Source organism: Chitinivorax tropicus, assembly GCF_014202905.1.
Classification (GTDB): Bacteria; Pseudomonadota; Gammaproteobacteria; order Burkholderiales; family SCOH01; genus Chitinivorax; species Chitinivorax tropicus.
The window spans coordinates 226,220-246,890 of sequence record NZ_JACHHY010000002.1; the positions used below are offsets into that span (position 1 = coordinate 226,220).

12 protein-coding genes and 2 pseudogenes are annotated in these 20,671 nt (G+C 55.7%); 11 read left to right on the plus strand and 3 right to left on the minus strand.

The features are described 5' to 3' along the window. Positions 1-6: 6 nt before the first annotated feature. The 3 genes and pseudogenes from HNQ59_RS02340 (at position 7) to HNQ59_RS02350 (ending at position 3,733) form a co-directional block, all read left to right on the plus strand. On the plus strand, positions 7-1,983 hold the full coding sequence (locus HNQ59_RS02340) for a J domain-containing protein (RefSeq protein ID WP_184034683.1): 1,977 nt from the start codon (positions 7-9) through the stop codon (positions 1,981-1,983). Positions 1,984-2,176: 193 nt separating this feature from the next. Continuing rightward, a pseudogene (locus HNQ59_RS02345) lies at positions 2,177-2,317 on the plus strand (J domain-containing protein); the annotation flags it as partial. A gap of 1,029 nt (positions 2,318-3,346) precedes the next feature. After that, positions 3,347-3,733, plus strand: a complete 387-nt coding sequence (locus HNQ59_RS02350; RefSeq protein ID WP_184034685.1) for an alanine-zipper protein — start codon at positions 3,347-3,349, stop codon at positions 3,731-3,733. A gap of 7 nt (positions 3,734-3,740) precedes the next feature. Here HNQ59_RS02350 and HNQ59_RS02355 read toward each other — a convergent pair whose 3' ends face one another. After that, positions 3,741-4,283, minus strand: coding sequence for a L,D-transpeptidase family protein (locus HNQ59_RS02355; RefSeq protein ID WP_184034687.1), 543 nt, complete (start codon positions 4,281-4,283; stop codon positions 3,741-3,743). On the opposite strand from HNQ59_RS02355, the gene HNQ59_RS02360 reads away from it, so the two are divergent. Further along, complete coding sequence (locus HNQ59_RS02360; protein WP_184034689.1) at positions 4,282-5,334, plus strand: L,D-transpeptidase family protein; 1,053 nt, start codon at positions 4,282-4,284, stop codon at positions 5,332-5,334. The genes HNQ59_RS02355 and HNQ59_RS02360 overlap by 2 nt on opposite strands. Before the next feature lie 112 nt (positions 5,335-5,446). On the opposite strand, the gene HNQ59_RS02365 is transcribed toward HNQ59_RS02360, so the two are convergent. After that, positions 5,447-6,100 (minus strand): hypothetical protein, encoded by a 654-nt coding sequence (locus tag HNQ59_RS02365; RefSeq protein WP_184034691.1) that lies wholly within the window; start codon positions 6,098-6,100, stop codon positions 5,447-5,449. A gap of 288 nt (positions 6,101-6,388) precedes the next feature. Here HNQ59_RS02365 and ettA point away from each other — a divergent pair, with 288 nt between their 5' ends. Beyond that, positions 6,389-8,056 (plus strand): energy-dependent translational throttle protein EttA, encoded by a 1,668-nt coding sequence (gene ettA, locus HNQ59_RS02370; RefSeq protein WP_184034789.1) that lies wholly within the window; start codon positions 6,389-6,391, stop codon positions 8,054-8,056. A gap of 129 nt (positions 8,057-8,185) precedes the next feature. Here the strand turns inward: ettA and HNQ59_RS02375 are convergent, their stop codons facing one another. Next, entirely contained in the window at positions 8,186-8,890 is a 705-nt protein-coding gene (locus tag HNQ59_RS02375; protein ID WP_184034694.1) for a response regulator transcription factor, read from the minus strand. A gap of 459 nt (positions 8,891-9,349) precedes the next feature. On the opposite strand from HNQ59_RS02375, the gene HNQ59_RS02380 reads away from it, so the two are divergent. The 6 genes and pseudogenes from HNQ59_RS02380 to HNQ59_RS02400 all read left to right on the plus strand — a co-directional run bounded on the left by HNQ59_RS02380 (position 9,350) and on the right by HNQ59_RS02400 (position 20,547). Next, positions 9,350-11,281, plus strand: a complete 1,932-nt coding sequence (locus HNQ59_RS02380; RefSeq protein ID WP_184034697.1) for an ATP-binding protein — start codon at positions 9,350-9,352, stop codon at positions 11,279-11,281. A 612-nt stretch (positions 11,282-11,893) separates the two neighbouring features. Then, positions 11,894-13,501 carry a chitinase gene (locus HNQ59_RS19790; protein WP_281397162.1) on the plus strand — a complete coding sequence of 536 codons (1,608 nt, stop codon included), beginning with the start codon at positions 11,894-11,896 and terminating at the stop codon, positions 13,499-13,501. Between the two features lie 251 nt (positions 13,502-13,752). Then, positions 13,753-15,477, plus strand: a complete 1,725-nt coding sequence (locus tag HNQ59_RS02390) for a glycoside hydrolase family 19 protein (RefSeq protein WP_246490814.1) — start codon at positions 13,753-13,755, stop codon at positions 15,475-15,477. Between the two features lie 319 nt (positions 15,478-15,796). Continuing rightward, positions 15,797-16,006 (plus strand): annotated as a pseudogene (locus HNQ59_RS19975) (carbohydrate-binding protein); the annotation flags it as partial. 153 nt (positions 16,007-16,159) lie between these two features. Then, a complete protein-coding gene (locus HNQ59_RS02395; RefSeq protein WP_425491317.1) occupies positions 16,160-18,610 on the plus strand; it encodes a chitinase C-terminal domain-containing protein in 2,451 nt (816 codons plus the stop codon). A 68-nt stretch (positions 18,611-18,678) separates the two neighbouring features. Continuing rightward, the gene (locus HNQ59_RS02400) at positions 18,679-20,547 is read left to right on the plus strand and encodes a glycosyl hydrolase family 18 protein (protein ID WP_184034703.1); all 1,869 of its coding nucleotides are present in this window, start codon (positions 18,679-18,681) and stop codon (positions 20,545-20,547) included. The last annotated feature ends 124 nt before the right edge of the window (positions 20,548-20,671 follow it).

The following is a 20,671-nucleotide window of genomic DNA, read 5'->3' on the forward strand; positions in this document are numbered from 1 at the left end:
ACAGATATGACTGCTTGGCAAATTTTAGGGATTGACCCTACCCCCGATCTACGTGAAATCAAACGTGCTTATGCAAAACGCCTGAAGGTCACACGCCCTGACGACGACCCGCAAGGCTTCCAGCTGCTGCGTGATGCCTACGACTGGGCGCAGCACTGGGCCATGCATCAGGCCAACCCCGCCCCCAGCCCGCCGGAATGTGAACAACCGACTGACGCACCCATACCAGAGACAGACACCGCCGCGCCGGTGCGCAACCTGCCCTGGCAACGGGAGCTGACCAACGCGATCTGTGACGAAACGAGAAGGGGTATTGCGGTCTTGCAAACCGCGTTGAATGATGTCGGCGAACCCGGGCAGGCCGAGCTGGAGGACATGCTGGTCATGCTCTGCAACAACGCCCCAGCACTGTCTCTGGCATTCCTGGCCCATGCTGTGGACGTGTTTGACTGGTCAAACCCGACACACCGACATGCTGAGGCTTTATCCTCCCTGCTGGCTGGCATGCAACATGCCCAGGCTGTTGGCGCTACCACCGTGACAGCGAAGGATATCGCAGAGGCCACCACACCACACCACAATGAGCCCGAATCAGACACCGAGCCTGTGGTGCAAACAGACGAAGAGAGCAGGTGCGAGCCCTCTCAAACATGGCAACGCGAGCTTGCCGGCGCCATTGATGACGACCCTAAACGAGGCATTACCGTTTTGCACATCGCGTTGACCGATGTCGGGGAGCCAGGGCGTGCCGAGTTGGAGGACTTACTGGTCAATCTCTGTGTGACAGCCAAATCCTTGTCTCTTGGATTCATGGAACACGTCGCTGATCTCTTTGACTGGCTGAAGCCTGGCCACCGCCACGCCAGCACCTTGGCGCCATTGCTGGCAGGGATGCGATATGCGCAGACAGCAGGCGTTGCACAGGCTGCCGTGAAAACCATCGTCGAGTCCGCCCAGCAGGGGGATCAGGCAATACAGCTGGCTTTTCAACGTGCGCTGGGCAACGAAGCGCTTGAGTCGATTGATGCCCGTGTGCTGTTCGAGGTGTATCTGATGCAATGGCTTGCCTCGGACGCCCACCCCTCAGACGATGTTGCACTGCTGGTTGCCGAACATCTCGAATGGCATCACCGCAACTTGCATTTACGCGATGCGGATCTGGAATCGTGGCAGAAATTGGCTTGGCGCCTGGACATGGCCCAGGAACGCCGCCGCTTGCATGCCATCGCCCGGCGACAAGAAGCCGGGTTGAAACCCGAATGGGTCAAGCCGCTCAGCTTGGCGGCCACCATGCTACTGCGACCTTACAATCGACTGAAATTACAGTTCCAAGCACTCGATATGAAAAATCAGATGGCTGGTGCCTACCTGATCGAAAACTGGCAGCGAACACATCCTGTATTGTTGGATGAATTCGATAGCAGAACGGTTGATTTCTACCGGCAAGATCAACCCCACCTGGGTGAAGAGCCGATCAAACCCATCATCACCATCGGTATCATGGCCACCTTACTTGCCATGGTGGTGGCCCTGAACAGCCAGACCCCCCGACTGGGCTTGTTCCTGCTATTGCTGCTGGCGCTCTTTGTGGCTGGTCTGACCGCGAGTGCATGTCTACCCTGGTTCTGGCGACGATATATCAAGCCATGGGATGAACGGCTCAGCCAGCGCCTCCTCAAAAAAGACCCTGTTGCATTTGAGCGGGGCTTCCGATTCCTCAGGCAAGGCATTCAGGCTTGTTTGTTTACCATTCCCGCGACGCTGGGATTGACGATTGTGTTGGCGGCGGTGGATCTGCCATTCCGACTGGCCGTTTTGGCGCCGATCAGTTGGGTGCTGTGCTTTGGCACCCTGTATTGGCGCATCCGAACCGACCGGGTGAATGAAGATCAGCCGACATCCACATGGTGGAGCAGAAACTGGTGGTGGGTGGTCTGGGTCAGTTTTGGCATGCTGCGTGCAGTCAGCAGCAAATTTGGCTGAAATTTGATCAACATCGCCATTTTTCTGGGTAAACCATGATATAACCCCCACGAACCTGGGCAAGTATGGATTGTCCAACTCGCAACACGCCGCCTCCGTGGCAAACTGCACATGCGACAACGATGCCAGCTGGCAATGCAGGCTGCAATGGGCCACGGAATATCATGGCACGCCTTTCTATGAACCCGACACGATGAACCCTTGGCACACACTCGGCATTGAGCCAACCCAGGATCTGCGCGAAATCAAACGCGCCTATGCACAGTTATTGAAGACCACCCGGCCAGAAGATGACCCTCAGGGTTTCCAACGACTGAGAGATGCCTTTGAGCAGGTGCAATTCGAGGCGCAGCGTACCGCATTCGAGGTCGAGGCGGCGGCTCAGGCACCTATCGAGTCCGAGATGCATCAGGTAGAGCGCGGCCAGCCTTGCCCACACTGCGGCAAGATCCATGAGCCACTGGAAGACGTCCCCGAACACGAAAAGCCGATCGTCGAAAAGCTCCGTCCATGGATTTACGAGCTGTCGGATCTGAACAAAGCCAACAAAGTGGACGAGGCCATCCAGCGCTTCCGCCAGATGACCACGGATCCCTATCTGGTCGAACAGGCATTACACCAGACCATGTTTGAGGATGGCATGCTCTATCTGGCCTGTGATGATCGTGATGTGCAGGACGACTTCGTCAAGATGCTGCTCAACCACTATGGCTGGGTCGAGCCTGGTAACTGGCTGGCCGAGAAGGACCCGAGCACTGTCGATTACCTGAAGGTACGCATGCAGGAAGCAAGCGCACTGGCCAAAGTCGATGAACTCTTCCGCCTGATCGAGGACGAGGGTGAAGACATTGCGATCCGGGCATTTGACGAGGTCATCGACGACGACATTTTGCTGAACGTAGATGTGAAGTCCTTGTTCGAAGGCGAGCTGATGGTGGGTCTGTCTGAATTCGAGCCGTTGCCGATCGGCTTCATCCACCATATTTCCCAACATTTCGATTGGGATCGGGACCATCGCCACCTACAAGCCTATCATCCACAGGCCTGGCATGATTTGCAGCGTGGGGTGTTGAAGATGAGCGAGCCTTGGTGGCGCTGACCTGAACGACTCCCAACGGTCTTCGCAGCAAGTGAACAAGCTCTGACCGGTGTCAATGCCGGGCCACATCATTTGCGGTAATCAAGTGTTGTTGACTTGGTTTTGTGCCCATATTCACATGGCCCTAGGCTTGGGCAGAGGAACAAAGCACACAGCATGGCGATCCATGCTTGGTGGTTTGTGGCCGCGACACAGGCTGTGCAGCATGAAACCGGTCAACCAAGCCTTCGCCATCCATCGCTTTTGATCATTCAGGAGAACATCATGACCCATCGTCTCATTCTGTCAGCCTGCACATTGCTCGCGGCCCTCGCACTGGCAGGTTGTTCAAGCAGCAGCGACATCGAAGCGCTGAAAGCCTCTGTGCAACGAGCCCAATCGACCGCCGACCAAGCACTGCGCACAGCTGTCAACGCGGAAACCGCCGCCATGGATGCCAAACGGATTGCCGACCAAGCCGCGCTACGAATCGACACCGCCGCCCGCAAGGCAGACAGTGTGAGCCAGACTGCCGATGATGCGCGCAAACTGGCGCTGGAAGCCAACCGGAAGGCGGATCAAGCCCTGAACGACGCCAAGGCGGCCAATAGCGGGGTGGCAGAGGCAAATGAAAAAATCGATCGCATGTTTAAAAAGACCATGATGAAGTGACCGGCTGCTACTCCTGGATCACCACCCGCGTCCCCACGCCAATGTAATGCCCCAATTCGTGGAGCTGCGCATTGGTCAAGGCCACGCAGCCGTTGGTCCAGTTGAAGGCCTGATGCACAGCCAACGAGCCTCGGCCAATACCATGGATACCGATCCCCCCGCCCAACGGCGTATCGGTAGGCGGCAAGCTGAATGGCTTGGTTCGTGCAATACGCGCCTGCGTGGCGGGCTGGATTTTGCCATCAGCAAGGGCCAATGCCGCGTGGGCGGGCTGTGGGTAATCCAGGGCATAGAAAGCGTCATATCGGTGGGGGCGCCTGATCGCCACGATATGGAATTCGCCCAGTGGCGTGGTATGGTCACCTCGATAATGCACTTTGGTCACGCCCCCGCGACCAATCGAGATATCAGCAAACTGGGCACGGATCTCGCCTTGTGCCGACAACACCGTCAGCACTTGCTGACCGGTGTCGATCCGCACCCAATCATCCGGTGCCGCCATGGCCGGTGCAGTCCATAACAACAGCCATTTGAGTGTATTCGTCAACATGCAGCGATCTTTCCTGACAACCGTGATCTGTGCCTTGGGGTGGTTGAGCCAGCCGACCCTGGCAGCAACGTTCGATCTGCCCACCGATGGCAGCTCCGTTGTCGGACAAGTACGGGTAGTGGTACCCAGCAAGGGCAATACCCTGCTGGATGTAATGCGCCATTTTGACATCGGCTACGAGGAAATCACCACGGCCAACCCCGGGGTATCCGTCTGGACGCCCGGTGAATTCACACAGGTTGTGATTCCCACCCAATTCATTCTGCCGCCCAAGCCCTGGCAAGGGATCGTGATCAACATCCCACAACGGCGTCTGTATTATTTTCCACCCGCCAAAAAAGGCCAAGCGGCCAAGGTACTCACCTACCCGATCAGTATCGCGCGGGAAGGTTGGTCCACGCCACTGGGCGAGACACGGATCGTCGCAAAATACAAAGATCCCAGCTGGTTCGTACCCAAAAGCATCAAGGAAGAACATCTACGTGACGAGGGGGTGGAGTTGCCAGAGTATTTCCCCCCAGGGCCAGATAACCCGATGGGCATGTTGGCCATGAAGACTGGCTTTGCCGGGATTTTCATCCACGCCACCAATCGACCTTGGGGAATCGGGCTGCGCACCAGCCACGGTTGCCTGCATCTATATCCGGAAGATGCCGCCGAGATCTTCCCCCTGCTGGGTCAAAACACGCCGGTGAAGGTGATCGATGAACCTGTATTGGTCGGCAATGATCGCGGCAGATGGGTCATGGCCACATATCAGCCGGTTGCCGAATACCCCAATTCCCTATCATTGTTCAGCCGCGCGTTGCTCAGGCTGGGGCAGCAGCTGGCCCAAACCCCGGTCCAGGCGCTGCCCAGGAACGATTTTGACTGGGGGCGGGTGCAGGCCATCGCCAGCAAGCCACAATCCATCCCTGTTGCGTTGACACAAGATCAACTCGGCGTGGCCGCCTGGGTGGACACCCTTCCTGTCGAGCGCTATGACTACGCCCCCTATGGCATGGATGCCAATAACGCCCAACTGCCCGAGCCCCGCCCCCGCCAGCAGTGATCAGGCCCGTGCTTGGCACGGGCCTGGATTCTCAGTCGCGGGTATTGAAACAACGGCAGGGCAATTGACCCAGACTTGGTAGGCATGGCGTGGTAACGGATGCCAGCCGGGATCAGAAGCCGATGGTCACGCCGATGTTGATGACCGGCCATACCTTGAAGCCGCTCACCTTGTCATCCAACTTACGACGCTCTTCTTCAGCGTCCGCCTGCAGCTGCGTGCACTGTGGCGTGCCGATGATGGCCGTACCACAGTCTACGGTCAGGCTGGTTTTGCTACCACCGGCCAACATCACGCCCAGATCGGCATAGAAATTCACCCCGGCACCCGCCACACTGCCATAGCCAACACCCAGATACGGCGCGATGGTGTTTTTACCTTTCACCTCACCACTGGCCGAGCCGATCTCAGCAGCGGTATAGGTTCGGCCATTGAAGGTATAGGTGCCATTTCTCGGCTTGCCCGTGACTTTCAATTTGTTGTCGGCATAGACCAACCCGCCCGTCAGCCGGAAAGGCCCCGCCACACTGAAATCCACCAGTGCACTGAAATTACGCATGCGCAATTTGCCGTCGTACTCGACATCTGTGTCATTGATGGTACGGTTGTAATTCAGCCCGCTCCAGCCAAGCCGGCCATCCAGCATCGGGATCAGATTCATGCCGACATCGCCCCCCACACCTGTTGTGCCCGCCCGCAGGCCCACCCCTACGGCGGATGCAGATCCGGCCACCAACAAACAAGCTACGGCCACGATTTTCTTCATGCTTCCCCCTACACCCTACGTAGTCATTGCGGATTTTCAGCCTAGTCCAGCCATAGATGTAACACAAGACAAATACCTACCATTCTGCCTGCCCACATCATCCACCCTGTCGGCAGTGACTCAAGAAAAGGGGTGTTAATCAGTGGTCTTTGCTAAACTTGCACCGTTTCAGGGGCTCGATCCACAGGGTCTATCGTAGCGACCTTCTCCGACCATATTGACTGGTTGGCGGGCAGGGGTCGAGCTGAACCTATTCCACCAACCTCATTGAAAGCGACCAACGCCACCATGGCCCAATATGTCATGTCCATGCTCCGTGTGAGCAAAGTCGTGCCGCCCAAGCGGCAAATCATCAAGGATATTTCGCTGAGCTTCTTCCCTGGCGCCAAAATCGGCCTGCTGGGTTTGAACGGTGCCGGTAAGTCCACCGTATTGAAGATCATGGCCGGTGTCGAAAAGGAATTCGAAGGCGAAGTCCAATGGCAACCCGGCATCAAGATCGGCTATCTGGCTCAAGAGCCTCAGCTCGACCCAAGCAAGACTGTGCGTGAAGAGGTCGAATCAGGCATGGGTGAAGTGATGGAAGCCCAAAAACGGCTGGAAGAAGTCTATGCCGCCTATGCCGAGCCGGACGCCGATTTCGACAAGCTCGCTGAAGAGCAGGCCCGCCTGGAAGCCATTATTGCCGCTGGCGCTGGTGACAATGCTGAATTGCAACTGGAAATCGCCGCTGATGCATTGCGCCTGCCGCCATGGGATGCGCAGATCAGCCATCTGTCGGGTGGTGAAAAACGCCGTGTTGCCTTGTGCAAGCTGCTGCTCTCCAAGCCAGACATGCTGTTGTTGGACGAACCCACCAACCACTTGGATGCAGAATCAGTAGATTGGCTGGAGCAGTTCCTGGTGCGCTTCCCCGGCACCGTCGTGGCGGTCACCCACGATCGCTACTTCCTCGACAACGCCGCAGAATGGATTCTGGAACTGGATCGTGGCCAAGGTATTCCCTGGAAGGGCAATTATTCCAGCTGGCTGGAGCAGAAAGAGCAACGCCTGAAGCAGGAAGAATCACAGGAATCCGCCCGCCAGAAAGCATTGAACAAAGAGCTGGAGTGGGTACGCCAGAATCCGAAAGGCCGCCAGGCCAAATCCAAGGCGCGGATTGCCCGCTTTGAAGAGCTGTCGAGCCAGGAATACCAGAAACGCAACGAAACCCAGGAGATCTTCATCCCTGTTGCGGATCGGCTGGGCAACGAGGTCATCGAGTTCAACAATGTCAGCAAAGCCTTTGGCGACCGTCTGCTGATCGATGACTTGAGCTTCAAAGTGCCACCCGGTGCGATCGTCGGCATCATCGGCCCGAACGGCGCCGGTAAATCCACCTTGTTCCGCATGATCACCGGTCAGGAACAACCAGACAGTGGTGAGGTGAAGATCGGCAACACAGTGAAAATGGCCTTTGTTGACCAGAGCCGCGCCGCATTGAATGGAGACAAGACCGTATTCGAAGAAATTGCCGAAGGTCGCGATATCCTGCAGGTAGGCCGTTTTGAAACTCCAAGCCGCGCCTATATCGGTCGCTTCAACTTCAAGGGTGCGGATCAGCAAAAGATCGTGGGCAACCTGTCCGGCGGTGAGCGGGGGCGCCTGCACCTGGCCAAGACCTTGATCGCGGGCGGCAATGTGCTGCTGCTTGACGAACCATCAAACGACCTGGACGTGGAAACCTTGCGGGCGCTGGAAGATGCATTGCTGGAATTTGCTGGCAGCGTGATGGTGATCAGCCATGACCGGTGGTTCCTCGACCGGATCGCCACTCATATCCTGGCTTGCGAAGGCGATTCGAAGTGGACATTCTTTGATGGCAACTATCAGGAATACGAAGCAGATAAGAAGAAACGCCTGGGCGAAGAGGGCGCGAAACCCAAACGTATCCGCTACAAGCCCATCAGCCGCTGATCACGGCGGTGTCTGTCGGTCCGGCTGATATGGCCGGATGCATCTCATGCAGCCAATCGGCCCACTTTGCGGTGGGCCGATGGGTTCGGTGATCGGATTGGCGGCCTGCTCTAGGCGCCCGCTGATATGTCACTGGAACTGCAAATCCGTACCTTGCTGACCAACCGTCTGTTTGACGTGCAGCTGGACAGCAGCTGCAACTGTTTTCACCTCCAGTTTGGCCAGGATATTGGCACGATGCACATCCACTGTGCGCGGGCTGATCGCCAGCCGCTGCCCCACCTCTTTCGAGGTCAATCCCTCCGCCAGACAAGCCAGGATTTCACGTTCGCGAGTGGTCAGGCGGCTCAACAGCAACCGTATGCCCACATTGCACCCGGAAAGCGCCAGATACCGCTGATGCGCTTTCTCCAGCTGTGTCAGCAATACAGCTTCCTCCAAAGGTTTTTCGAGAAAGTCCAGCGCACCCAGTTTCATCGCCTCGACCGCCGTTTTGATCTGGCCCTTGGCAGTCATCATGATCACAGGCACTTTGGAATGCCGCTGGCGAATCAACGATAGCACCTCCAGCCCGCTGATATCCGGCAAATTCAGATCCAGCAATATGCAGGCTTGTTCCGGCCACTGTTGCAAATCCAACAGTGCTCCGCCGTTTTCGAAGGCCAGTACCGGGAATCCATTGACCTGCAGTAGCGTACACAACGCATCTCGTAGCGCGGCGTCATCCTCCACAATCAGAATCGGCATGTGCTGTGACCCAGCGTTGGGTTCTGCGCACTCCACCTTCATGGCGACGCCCATTGCAATATGGCGGAGTTTGGGTGCAAAAGGCATGAAAGAAGCGCCTCAATAGAAGATTGGTTCTGGATGTAATCAAAGTGATCCATATCACACACTACCGAGCCAGCGGTTTTCATCAATGAGTGAGCATGGGGATCTTGTGCCCTGGCAGGATACCGAGCTTGCTACCATCTGCTTTCTTTCGGCTCTCGAATGGTCGTTTTGCCGTCACCAACGGCTTGACCAGTCCTGTTGACACAGTCATACAGCTTGCGCCATATAACACCCCACCTGTAAACAGAGGGTTGCATTTCAACGCAACCCGCGCCCGGCAACGGATGCCAAGCCATAGAGTGCTTTTCTATTATTTGAATTGAATGCGCCATATAAATTATGGTTATGTCATAATAGTATTGATTCAAGAAATATTTACATAATGGCGATTAAATAAATAACATCTGTTATACATTATGCCATCATTTCATAAAATAACCCGTAGCAAGTGATTTCATCATGCAGCAAGACGACTTTGATTCCAACGCCAAGGCAATCCCTAATTATGCCGAACTTTCGATTTGCTGGATGTATCATTCCGTTGATCCGGAGCGGGTGGGGCACAGCCTGACCGCCATGCAGGTAGAAGCCATGCCGCTCTCCCGGCGTGCGCTGCTGACCGTCTATTTGGCCAGTTGCTGTTTTGAATTGGGTGAGGTTGATGCCGCCATCAATTACCTGGGCGCCAGTCGGCAATGGAATCCACTGCGTCTTGGCGCACGGATCGACTGGTTACGGCGTTTTTGTGAAGCACAACTACTGGTCTGCAGACAAGATGAGCAAGCCATCTCCATGCTGGAGGCACTCAGCCGCTTTCCGGCCAATCAACTGGAAAAACTGGATCTGGTCTTCTGCCACGACTGGCTTGCCAGGGCGCGTTATCAGCAAGGCGATCTCCGTGGTGCGCTACGTGACAGCTATATCGCCCTGGATCACGCACAACAGATCCAAGCAGAAGCCAGCCAAGGCGATATTGCGTGTAGATTAGGCATGTGGTTTGCCGAGCACGGGCTGCCATTGGAAGCCAGCCGCTATCTGCAAGCTGGGTTGACGCAACTGTCCGCTATCTCCGCAGGGCGCAACCTGTGCAACTACCGCATTGCCCTCATCGACACCTACTTGGCGACCCGCCAGCCCACGCAGGCCATGGCCGTCTTGACGGAGCAACACTGGCCGGCCACCCAGGAGGATCGCTACGCAATCAGCCGCGCCACGGGCTGGTTACAGGCAGCCGAGGCGTATCTTCAACACCACGATCCCGCCACTGCAGACCACTGGCTTGAACAAGCCATGTCGATTCGAGCCGCCTCACCGGCATTCCTGCAACGCAGGGACATCATCCGCGCCGAGCTGCTGCTTGCCCAGGGGGAAACGAAACGTAGCCTGCAAGTGCTACAACGTTGGCGCACCCAGCCTGGCAGTGTAGCGTCAGCACACTTTCACGAGCTGTTGGCCCGCACACTGATCAAGCTGGGCGATTGGGAGCACGCCTGCATGCAACAGAATCTGCAACTACAGGCCGTCACCGCTCAGCATCAGCTGTCGCAACAGATGTTGCAGGCAGATTTACACGCCCATGCGGACTGGGCAGAGATCAGACAGGAACAAGCCCTCGTGACCGTGCGAGGCATGGTATCGCTTGAACATGAGCGTGAATGGCACCGCTTCCTGGCACGCCTGTCTCGCCTGCATATTGGCTCAGAGTTCAGTGCAGGCGTCATCCACGAGCTGAAACAGCCCCTGGCGGCTATGCTCAGCTATTCTCAGGCAGGTTTGCGGCTGACACAGCAGCATGCCCACCCGGACGCAGTGGCGGGTGTATTGAGCCGGATTCAGGATACCGCCAGGCACGCGACGCTATTGGTTGAAAGACTACGGGCCTTTCTCGCCCGCGAGCCTCAGGTGGGGAGCGTATTCAATCTCAACAATTGCGTGCGGGATGTCATCGCATGGCTGCGCCCCACCTGCGAAGAGGCGGGCATTCACATCCGGAACTGGCTGGCTGGCGATTTACCCGACACATGGGGCAACCCGGTCTTGGTGCAACAGGTGATTGTCAACCTGCTGCGCAATGCCCATGAAGCGCTGGCAGACTATGAGGCCGAAGAACGGATCATCGTTGTCGAAACCTACTGTCAGGATCAACAGATATGCTGTCGGATCTCTGACAGCGGCCCAGGTATCGATGAAGCACGCCTGCCGCGCCTTTTCGAGCCCTTCCACACCACAAAGGCGGGCGGCATGGGCTTGGGCTTGAAGATCTCCAGAGCGGTGTTGGCAGAAATCGGTGGCGATCTACGGGTTGAGAATTCACTGATTGGCGCCAGTATCGTCGTTTCCATTCCTCTTGCCGTCGAACCGACTACTCCAGAAGAAAACGAGGCGGTGTGACCAATCTCACAACTGCAATCCCACCTTTTTGGCAGATGATGAAATGGCCCAGCTGCCATGGCTTTAAGGTATTCCAAGTACCCACACTTCCCCTCGCTCATACTGATGTCATATGGCTTGCATCGTGCTGACAAGGCCCCCCTGCCACCACAGGCTGCTCAGATGCAAACCAAGCAATCAGGAAATGAACTTTTCATAGCCCCGGCTGCCCACCCATAATGGGCCAGACGGATTCCAAGCCTAGGCTAATTTAGAATAAATCATTGTTTATTTTGATAAAAAATCATAGCACGGGGCGCTTTCAACGCGTATTAGCGCTGATCACATACATAACGGTGAAAACCTGAATCTACCCGTTCAGCAAGTATGTCGATTGCCATAAGTAAATTTGCGTATTCACATGGCATATTGACATCAACAATAATATTGTTGACCGATGATGCGGTTTGCCTGTCAGGCAGGTGTCATCATGATTTGGCAGTTTGCCGCCTCAGCCCCATGCCCTGACATCGCCACCCCGACCTGATCGCCGGGGTCGTTTCATTAACTCAAAAGTATGTCGATGCACCGGCTCTGGTAATGCGACTGCTTATGTCAACAAGGAGCTTGAACATGGCCATGATGCCTATGATCCGCGCACTCGCCACCATTTCAGTAATGACGCAATGCGCATTCGCCGTATCCACTGCTTATGCAGCACCCGCAGCCCAGACCCAAGCCGCTGCCGCACCCGCTTGGCAAGAGGGTAATACCTATAATGCAGGTGCAGTAGTCAGCTACAGCGGCCACAATTACAAAGCACTGGTCACCCACACCGCTTTCGCCGGTGCGAACTGGAATCCGGCTGCTACCCCTACCTTGTGGCAGGATATCGGCGCATCGACAGGTACCCCAGCACCAACCCCGACACCAGCGCCAGCGCCTACACCCACCCCCACCCCGACGCCTTCCAACTGCCAATCACCAGCCTGGGATGCCGGACAATCGTATACCGGGGAGCAGCGCGTAAGCTATCAAGGGAAGATTTATGAAGCCAAGTGGTGGACTAGAGGCGAGAGCCCAGCTCAGTCCGGTCAGTGGGGGGTATGGAAGGTAGTATCGAACTGCGGTACTCCGACACCGACGCCTACTCCGACACCGACACCAACACCAACGCCTACTCCAACACCTACTCCAACACCTACTCCAACACCAACGCCAACGCCAACAGGATCGGTGCCAAAGCATCCTTTGATTGGGTATTGGCATAACTTCGAGAATGGCTCTGGTTATATCAAGATGAAAGATGTGGCCCCGGCTTGGGACATCATCAATCTTTCATTTGCTGAAAACAAAGTTGGTGGTGCTGAGGGCGAAGTTGCCTTTACCTTATGCCCGGTCAGAGAGTGTGGCAGCGCAGCGGAAACCGAGGAAGAGTTCATCGCGGGTATCAAGGCGCAACAAGCCAAAGGCAAAAAAGTGCTGATTTCACTGGGCGGTGCCAACGCACACATCCAGCTCAACACAGCCGCTGCCCGTGATAACTTTGTCCGCACCATGGGCGACATCATCAACCGTTATGGTCTGGATGGTTTGGACATCGACCTGGAAGGTGGCTCATTGGCGCTTGCCAGTGGTGACAACGACCTCAACAACCCAACCACTCCAGCCGTGGTGAACATGATTTCTGCCGTCAAAGCGCTCAAGGCACGCTTCGGCAGCAAATTCATCCTGACCATGGCACCGGAAACCGCGTATGTCCAAGGTGGGCAAATCAGCTATGCCGGTATCTGGGGTGCATACCTGCCAGTCATCCATGGCCTGCGTAATGAGCTGACCATCCTGCATGTTCAGCATTACAACACCGGTGGGTTGGCAGGTGCGGATGGTAGAAATTACAACCCTGGCACCGCTGATTTCCACGTTGCCATGACTGACATGATGCTGACTGGCTTCAACCTGGGTGGCAATGCGAGCAAGCGCTTCCCGCCTTTGCGTCCTGACCAGTTGGCATTTGGCCTGCCATCAGGTTCTCGCTCCGCATCCAGTGGATTCACCAGCCCAGCCGAAGCTCAAAAAGCAGTGGATTGCCTTGTCAAAGGTACCCAATGTGGCCAATACAAACCGGCCAAGACCTACCCGACCTTCCGCGGCCTGATGACCTGGTCGATCAACTGGGATCGTGCTGACGGGTTCAATTTCTCGAACGCACACCGTTCGTATCTGAACAGTTTGCCATGATGTACCCGCCTCAATCCTCCCTAGCGGGGGTTGAGGCTTTGTTTGCTTTCACCACGGCCACTTATCACCTGGGTGCCTTTCCCTGTGCCGAGTCGTGCGACGACAAAGTGGATGCTGTCCAGCACCCCTAGATTGTTTGCGCCCGACTCGGTGGTGGGTCAAGTCTATTCGGTGCGGCCCTTTCGTGACAGGCGTATGGCTTATATCAGCCCGCGTTCTGTTGATATTGAAATGATGATTTGGAGTGCGAAATGTCCTTGATGCCCATGATTCGTGCCCTGGCGGCCGTTTCATTGATCAGCCAATGTGCATTGGCTGTTTCTACTGCCTATGCTGAGCCAGTCAGTCAAACCCTCGCTGCCGTACCCGCTTGGCAAGAAGGTAATACCTATAATGCTGGCACAGTAGTCAGCTACAAGAATCAACAGTACAAAGCACTGGTAACCCATACCGCCTATGCTGGTGCCAACTGGAACCCGGCTGACTCCGTTACGCTGTGGCAAGCGTTGGGCAAGCCTGCTCCAACACCAACACCAACGCCAGCACCGACCCCAACCCCGACCCCAACTCCAAAGCCGAATCCAACTCCAACGCCAGCGCCTACCCCAACGCCTGCACCCACACCTACGCCTACGCCTGGTGCATGCAATTACCCCGCTTGGGATAGCAACGCGTCCTACAATGGTGGACAGCGGGTTGTCTTCCAAGGCAAACCGTATGAGGCCAAGTGGTGGACTAAAGGCGAGAACCCAACCCAAGCTGGTGAGTGGGGGGTGTGGAAGTCGCTGGCAAACTGCTCAGCCCCCACCCCAACACCTACGCCAACACCTACTCCAACACCAACACCTACGCCTACCCCAACGCCAACACCTACTGGGGCGCCAACACTGGCTCAAGCCAGGGCAGCCGAGGTTGAAATCACCAACACAGCGTTGTTCCGCAATATCAAGGCCTCCATCCGGACAGCGCCGAACAGCGTGGTGGAAGCGGTGGCACCCGGTAAGGCAACCAACCCATCCAACGTCAAACGGGTTGAAAAGCTGATGTCCTCAAGCAAGTGGGATTACCTGTTTGCCAAGCGTGAAGCAAGCTACACCTACACCCGCTTCCTGCAGGCCGTTGCGAAGTTCCCAGCAATATGCGGCGATTACACCGATGGCCGCAATGCCGATGCAATTTGTGGCCGCTCGTTGGCCACCATGTTTGCCCACTTCGCCCAGGAAACTGGCGGCCATGCGGCAAACGAGAACGTTCCCGAATGGCGTCAAGGTTTGGTCTATCTGCGTGAAATGGGATGTACCGAGACCGGGGCAGGTTGTGGATACAACGGTGAATGCTCATCCAGAGATTGGATTTCCGAAACCTGGCCATGCGGCAAGAACCCTGATGGCAGCTGGAAGAAGTACTTCGGACGCGGTGCCAAGCAGTTGTCCTACAACTTTAACTATGGCCCCTTCTCGCAGATCATGTTCGGCAGCGTCCGCAATCTGTTGGATCAGCCGGATCTGGTCGCCAGCACTTGGTTGAATCTGGCGTCAGCGACATTCTTCTTCGTCTACCCGCAGCCGCCGAAGCCGTCCATGTTGCATGTGATCGATGGCACCTGGAAGCCCAATGCAGCTGACCAGGCAAATGGTGCGACCAACTCGTTTGCGTCCACCATCATGATCATCAATGGTGGTATCGAGTGCAATTCCAACAAGGATCAGCCACAAGCTGCCAACCGAATCAGCTACTACAAGGAATTCGCACGCGAATTCGGTGTCAACATCACCGGTGAACAATTGTCTTGCGCCAAACAGCGTCCGTTTGATCGTAATGGCGCTGGTTCTCAGCCGATCTTCTGGGAAAAAGACTGGCGTGGTGGGCAGGAGTACAAGTGTATGCTGGTTGATTACCAGACTTCCTACAGCGCACTGATTCCTGGCGATTATGAGAAGTGTGTCGAGAAGAACTGGAGCATCAAGCTGAAGTAAGTAGCTTGCGCAACAGATTCAAATGGCATATAAAAGGCCCCGTTCAGGGGCCTTTCTTTATGCAAAGATTGTTTTCAAATGACAACTGAATTTTAAGTAGTTATTTAAAATCAGTATGTTGCAAGTGGTATGCAAGTGGATAGGTAAATTTACGTATTCACATGGCATGCGGCCACGCACAAAAATAGATGCTAAATGCGGGTTAAGGCTAGCTTTTATAGTTGGCAAACCGACTACCAATGCTGCCCGCACCTTTCCTCTCTTCTTGAGTCAGTAGGAGCAGTAAATGAATATCAAAGTTACGATGCGTGCACTGGCAATGGTTTCTGTAGTCAGTCAGTGCGCTTTGGCTGTATCCGCCGCTTTCGCTGCAGGGCCGGCCCAACATGCAGCGGTAGCCTCCCCAGTATGGAAAGAAGGCAGTACTTACAACGCTGGGTCAGTCGTCAGTTACAACGGGCATGACTACCGTTGCTTGGTGACCCATGTCGCACATCCTGGCTCTAATTGGAATCCTAAAGATACGCCCACGCTGTGGCAGGACTTAGGTGCTGGTAGCACCCCAACGCCCACACCTACCCCGACACCAACCCCAACGCCCACTCCGACACCGACACCTACCCCAACACCGACGCCTACTCCGACACCTGGTGGCGATACCATTGCAGAGGGTCGATATGGCCTGCAGGTCAATGGCAAGTGTGTCACCGTGGCAAGTGCTGCGAATGGTGCCAAGGTCAGCCAGGCAAGCTGCAATGGCGGCGTAGCCCAGGCATTTGATGTCGTCTCCACAGGCAGTGGTGCCTACCGCTTGGTGAACGTCAGCAGCGGCAAGGCATTGGATGTGTCCGGTCGCAAGACAGTGCCCAATACACCCGTTACCCAGTGGGCTTATGGTGGTGGTCTGCACCAGCAGTTCCTGTTCAAGAAGAATGGCGATCAAGTCACCATCCGTGCTGCACATAGCAACTTGTGCCTGGAAATCACCGGCAATGCCGATGGCGCGCAGCTGATTCAAAACACCTGCAACAACAGCACCAGCCAACGCTTCCTGCTGAAGTCATCCACCACGCCGACACCGACACCTACGCCCACACCAGGTGGCAATGAGCAATGTCGTCCAGAAGGCCTGTACCGCACACCAGGCGTCGATGTTCCCTACTGCACGGTCTATGACAACGAAGGCCGTGAAAAGATGGGTACGGCCAAGCGTCGGATGATCGGCTACTTCACCAGCTGGCGAAATGGTAGCGATGGTTCACCTGCCTATCTGGTGAAGGACATTCCTTGGGACAAAGTCACCCACATCAACTACGCCTTTGCGCACGTAGATGGAAACAACCGCATCTCGATCGGCAATGCAGCTGATGCCAAGAATGCCGCAACCAGCATGCAGTGGCCCGGTGTCACAGGCGCTGAGATGGACCCTGCCTACCCATACAAGGGCCACTTCAACCTGCTCAACAAGTACAAGAAGAAGTACCCCCATGTGAAGACCCTGATCTCTGTAGGCGGCTGGGCTGAAACAGGTGGCTATTTCGGGTCGGATGGTAAGCGCGTCAACAGCGGTGGCTTCTTCAGCATGACCACCAATGCCGATGGCTCCATCAACCAAGCTGGTATCAATACTTTTGCCGACTCTGTCGTGGCATTCCTCAAGCAGTATGGCTTTGATGGCGTGGATATCGACTACGAATACCCAACTTCGATGAAGGATGCTGGCAACCCTGACGATTGGGCGATCTCCAATGTTCGTCGTGCTGGGTTGAATGCAAGCTACAACGCGCTGATGAAGGCACTGCGTGAGAAGCTGGATGCAGCTGGCGCGGCAAGCAAGAAGCACTACATGCTGACTGTTGCGGCACCAGCTTCTGGCTATCTGCTGCGTGGCATGGAGAACTACCAGTCTCTGCAGTACCTCGACTACGTCAACATCATGAGCTATGACCTGCATGGCGCCTGGAACGAATTCGTCGGCCCCAATGCAGCACTGTTCGATGACGGCAAGGATGCTGAGCTGGCCAAGTGGAATGTCTATGGCACACCGCAATATGGTGGTATCGGCTACCTCAACACCGACTGGTCATACCACTTCTTCCGTGGCGCGATGCAAGCTGGCCGGATCAATATCGGTATTCCTTACTACACCCGTGGCTGGCGTAATGTCGCAGGCGGCACCAATGGTCTGTGGGGCCGCTCTGTCGGTAGCAACTGCCCGACCGGTCTGACGGCTTGCGGTGATGGCGCACGCGGTATCGACAATCTCTGGCATGACAACGATGCTCAAGGCAAGGAATTGGGTGCAGGCTCCAACCCGATGTGGCATGCCAAGAACCTCGAAAAGGGCCTGTCAGGCAGCTACATCGCATCGTATGGTTTGAAACCAGACAGCGATCTGGAAGATCGACTGACCGGAACCTATACCCGCTACTATGACAGCAACTTGGTTGCACCTTGGCTGTGGAACCCGCAGAAGCAAGTCTTCCTGTCGATGGAAGATGAGCAGTCCGCGCAGAAGAAAGCCCAGTGGATCAACAGCAAGGGCATTGGTGGTGTCATGGTCTGGGAACTGGCAGGTGACTATGACTGGCATCCGAGCCGTAACGGTGGCAAGGGTGAGTTCTTCATGGGTAACAAGCTGACCAACCTCATCACCAGCACACTGGCCAACGCTGCGCCGTATGGCAACAAGCGTAGCACACGCCCAGTGCCTGCCTCCGCGATCGATGTTGGCTTCGAGTTGTTGGAGCACAAGATGGGTGACAGCAACTACCCGATCAACCCCAACCTGCGTATCACCAACCGCTCGAACGTTACGCTGCCTGGCGGCACCGAGTTCCAGTTCGATATTCCGACCAGCGCGCCGTCCAATGCCAAAGACCAGTCCGGCTTCGGTCTGAGCTTGGTTCAAAGCGGTCATGATGGCAACAACATTGGTGGCCTGAAAGGTGACTACCACCGCCTGTCCATCAAGTTGCCCGGCTGGAAGACCTTGAACCCTGGCGAATCGACCGATGTCAGCTTCGTGTATCAACTGCCGATCTCCGGGCCATCCAACTTTACCGTGAGCTTTGGCGGCGGCACTTATGCAACCCGCGCCGAGCAGCCGAATCTGCCGGTTGTGAAAAAGTAATCAACCCATAACGTGACCACCCTGGCACAAGCCGGGGTGGCTAATTGAAACGGAAAGGAATGTATTACATGAAACGCACACTTAAGGCCATTGCTCTGGCCGCAACCCTGACGCAATGCGCAATGGCGGTCAACACTGCATACGCTGCGGATAGCTACAAGATCGTCGGTTACTTTACCCAGTGGGGTATCTACGCTCGTAATTTCCAGCCGAGCGACATTCCAGTTGAGAAACTGACCCACCTCAACTACGCCTTCATCAATATTTCCAGCGATGGCCAATGTATCACTGGCGACAATTTCGCGGATCTCGACAAGGGCTATCCTGGTGATAAATGGGATGGTAGCCAGCCGTTCCGGGGCAACTTCAACCAGCTCAACAAGCTGAAACAGCAACACCCGCATCTCAAGACATTGATGTCGATCGGTGGATGGACATGGTCCAAGTACTTCTCGGATGTTGCAGCTACGGAAGCCGCACGGACCAAATTTGCCAAGTCATGTGTAGCATTCGCAGCGAAATATGGCTTTGATGGTGTCGATATTGACTGGGAATACCCAGTTGGCGGCGGTTTGCCCGACAACAGCTACCGTCCGGAAGACAAGCACAATTACACCCTGCTGATGCAAGCATTGCGTGCAGAGTTGAATGCCCAGGGCGGTATCGACGGCAAGAAATATCTGCTGACCGCAGCGCTGGGTGCGGGCCATGACAAGATTGCCAATCTGGAAGTACCGCAATTCATGGCGACAGTCGATTTCGCCAACGTCATGACCTACGACTTCCACGGTGGCTGGGAAAAGGTCAGCAACCACCACGCACCGCTGTATCGCTCCAGCCGTGATCCAAGCCCAGGGCCTCTGCGCGACAACTACAACGTCGATGCTGCCATCAACAACCTGCTGAAGGCTGGCGCGCCTGCCTCCAAGCTGGTAATGGGTATCCCATTCTATGGCCGTGGCTGGACCGCGACCAGCAGCGACAACCATGGTCTGTTCCAAGCCACTGCGGCCAACCCGCCACAAGGCACCTGGGAAAATGGCGTGTATGACTACTGGGATCTGTTGAACAAGCTCAATAGCGGCTTCCAGCGCTACTGGGATGCCGAGGCGCAAGTACCTTGGATGTACAACCCCAGCACTGGCATGGTGATCAGCTACGAAGATCAACAATCGTTGAAGATCAAGACAGACTACATCAAGTCGAAGAAGCTGGGCGGCGGGATGTTCTGGGATATGTCCGGTGACGTGAAAGGCGCTGGCAATACCTCCTTGTTGAAGACCTTGGCGGCTGAGCTGGGTGTGAACGGTACCCCGACACCTACGCCAACACCGACACCAGGTGGCGATGTGATCCCTGCTGGTCAGTACAACCTGGTCAATGGTGCAAAATGCCTGACTGCGGCAAGCGCTGCCAACGGTGCCAAAGTCAATGCTGCTGCTTGCAATGGTAAAAACACGCAGCAATTCGACATCTCCTCCACTGGCACAGCTGTCTACAAGGTGACCAATGTTGCTGGCAGCAAGTCATTGGACGTCTCTGGCCGTAAGAAGACTCCTGGCACCCCTGTCACCCTCTGGGCATTCAATGGTGGCCAGCACCAGCAGTTCACGTTCAAGAAGAATGGTAACGCTTACACGATTCGCGCCGCTCATAGCAACCTCTGCCTGGAAAACACCGGCGCAGGCTTGGTTCAGAGCACCTGCAGTGGTTCGGCTAGCCAGGCATTCGAGTTGCGTACGGCAGGTACACCGACGCCTACTCCCACGCCTAAGCCAACCTGCAGCGGCGACAACTGGGATGCAAGCAAGTCCTACACACAAGGTCAGCGTGTAGCTCACCAGGGCAAGCTGTACGAAGCCAAGTGGTGGACAAAGGGTGAAAACCCCGCCCAAGGTGGTGACTGGAGTGCTTGGAAAGTAGTCGGCAACTGCTGATCACACCTGTGACCAGGCAAACACTGCTGGTCAGTTTGACAGGGGATCGGGTACGGACAGTATCCGATCCCCTTGTTGTTTCTGTCATCCGGGCAACCATTTGCCATGAGAAAACCTTCTTCCA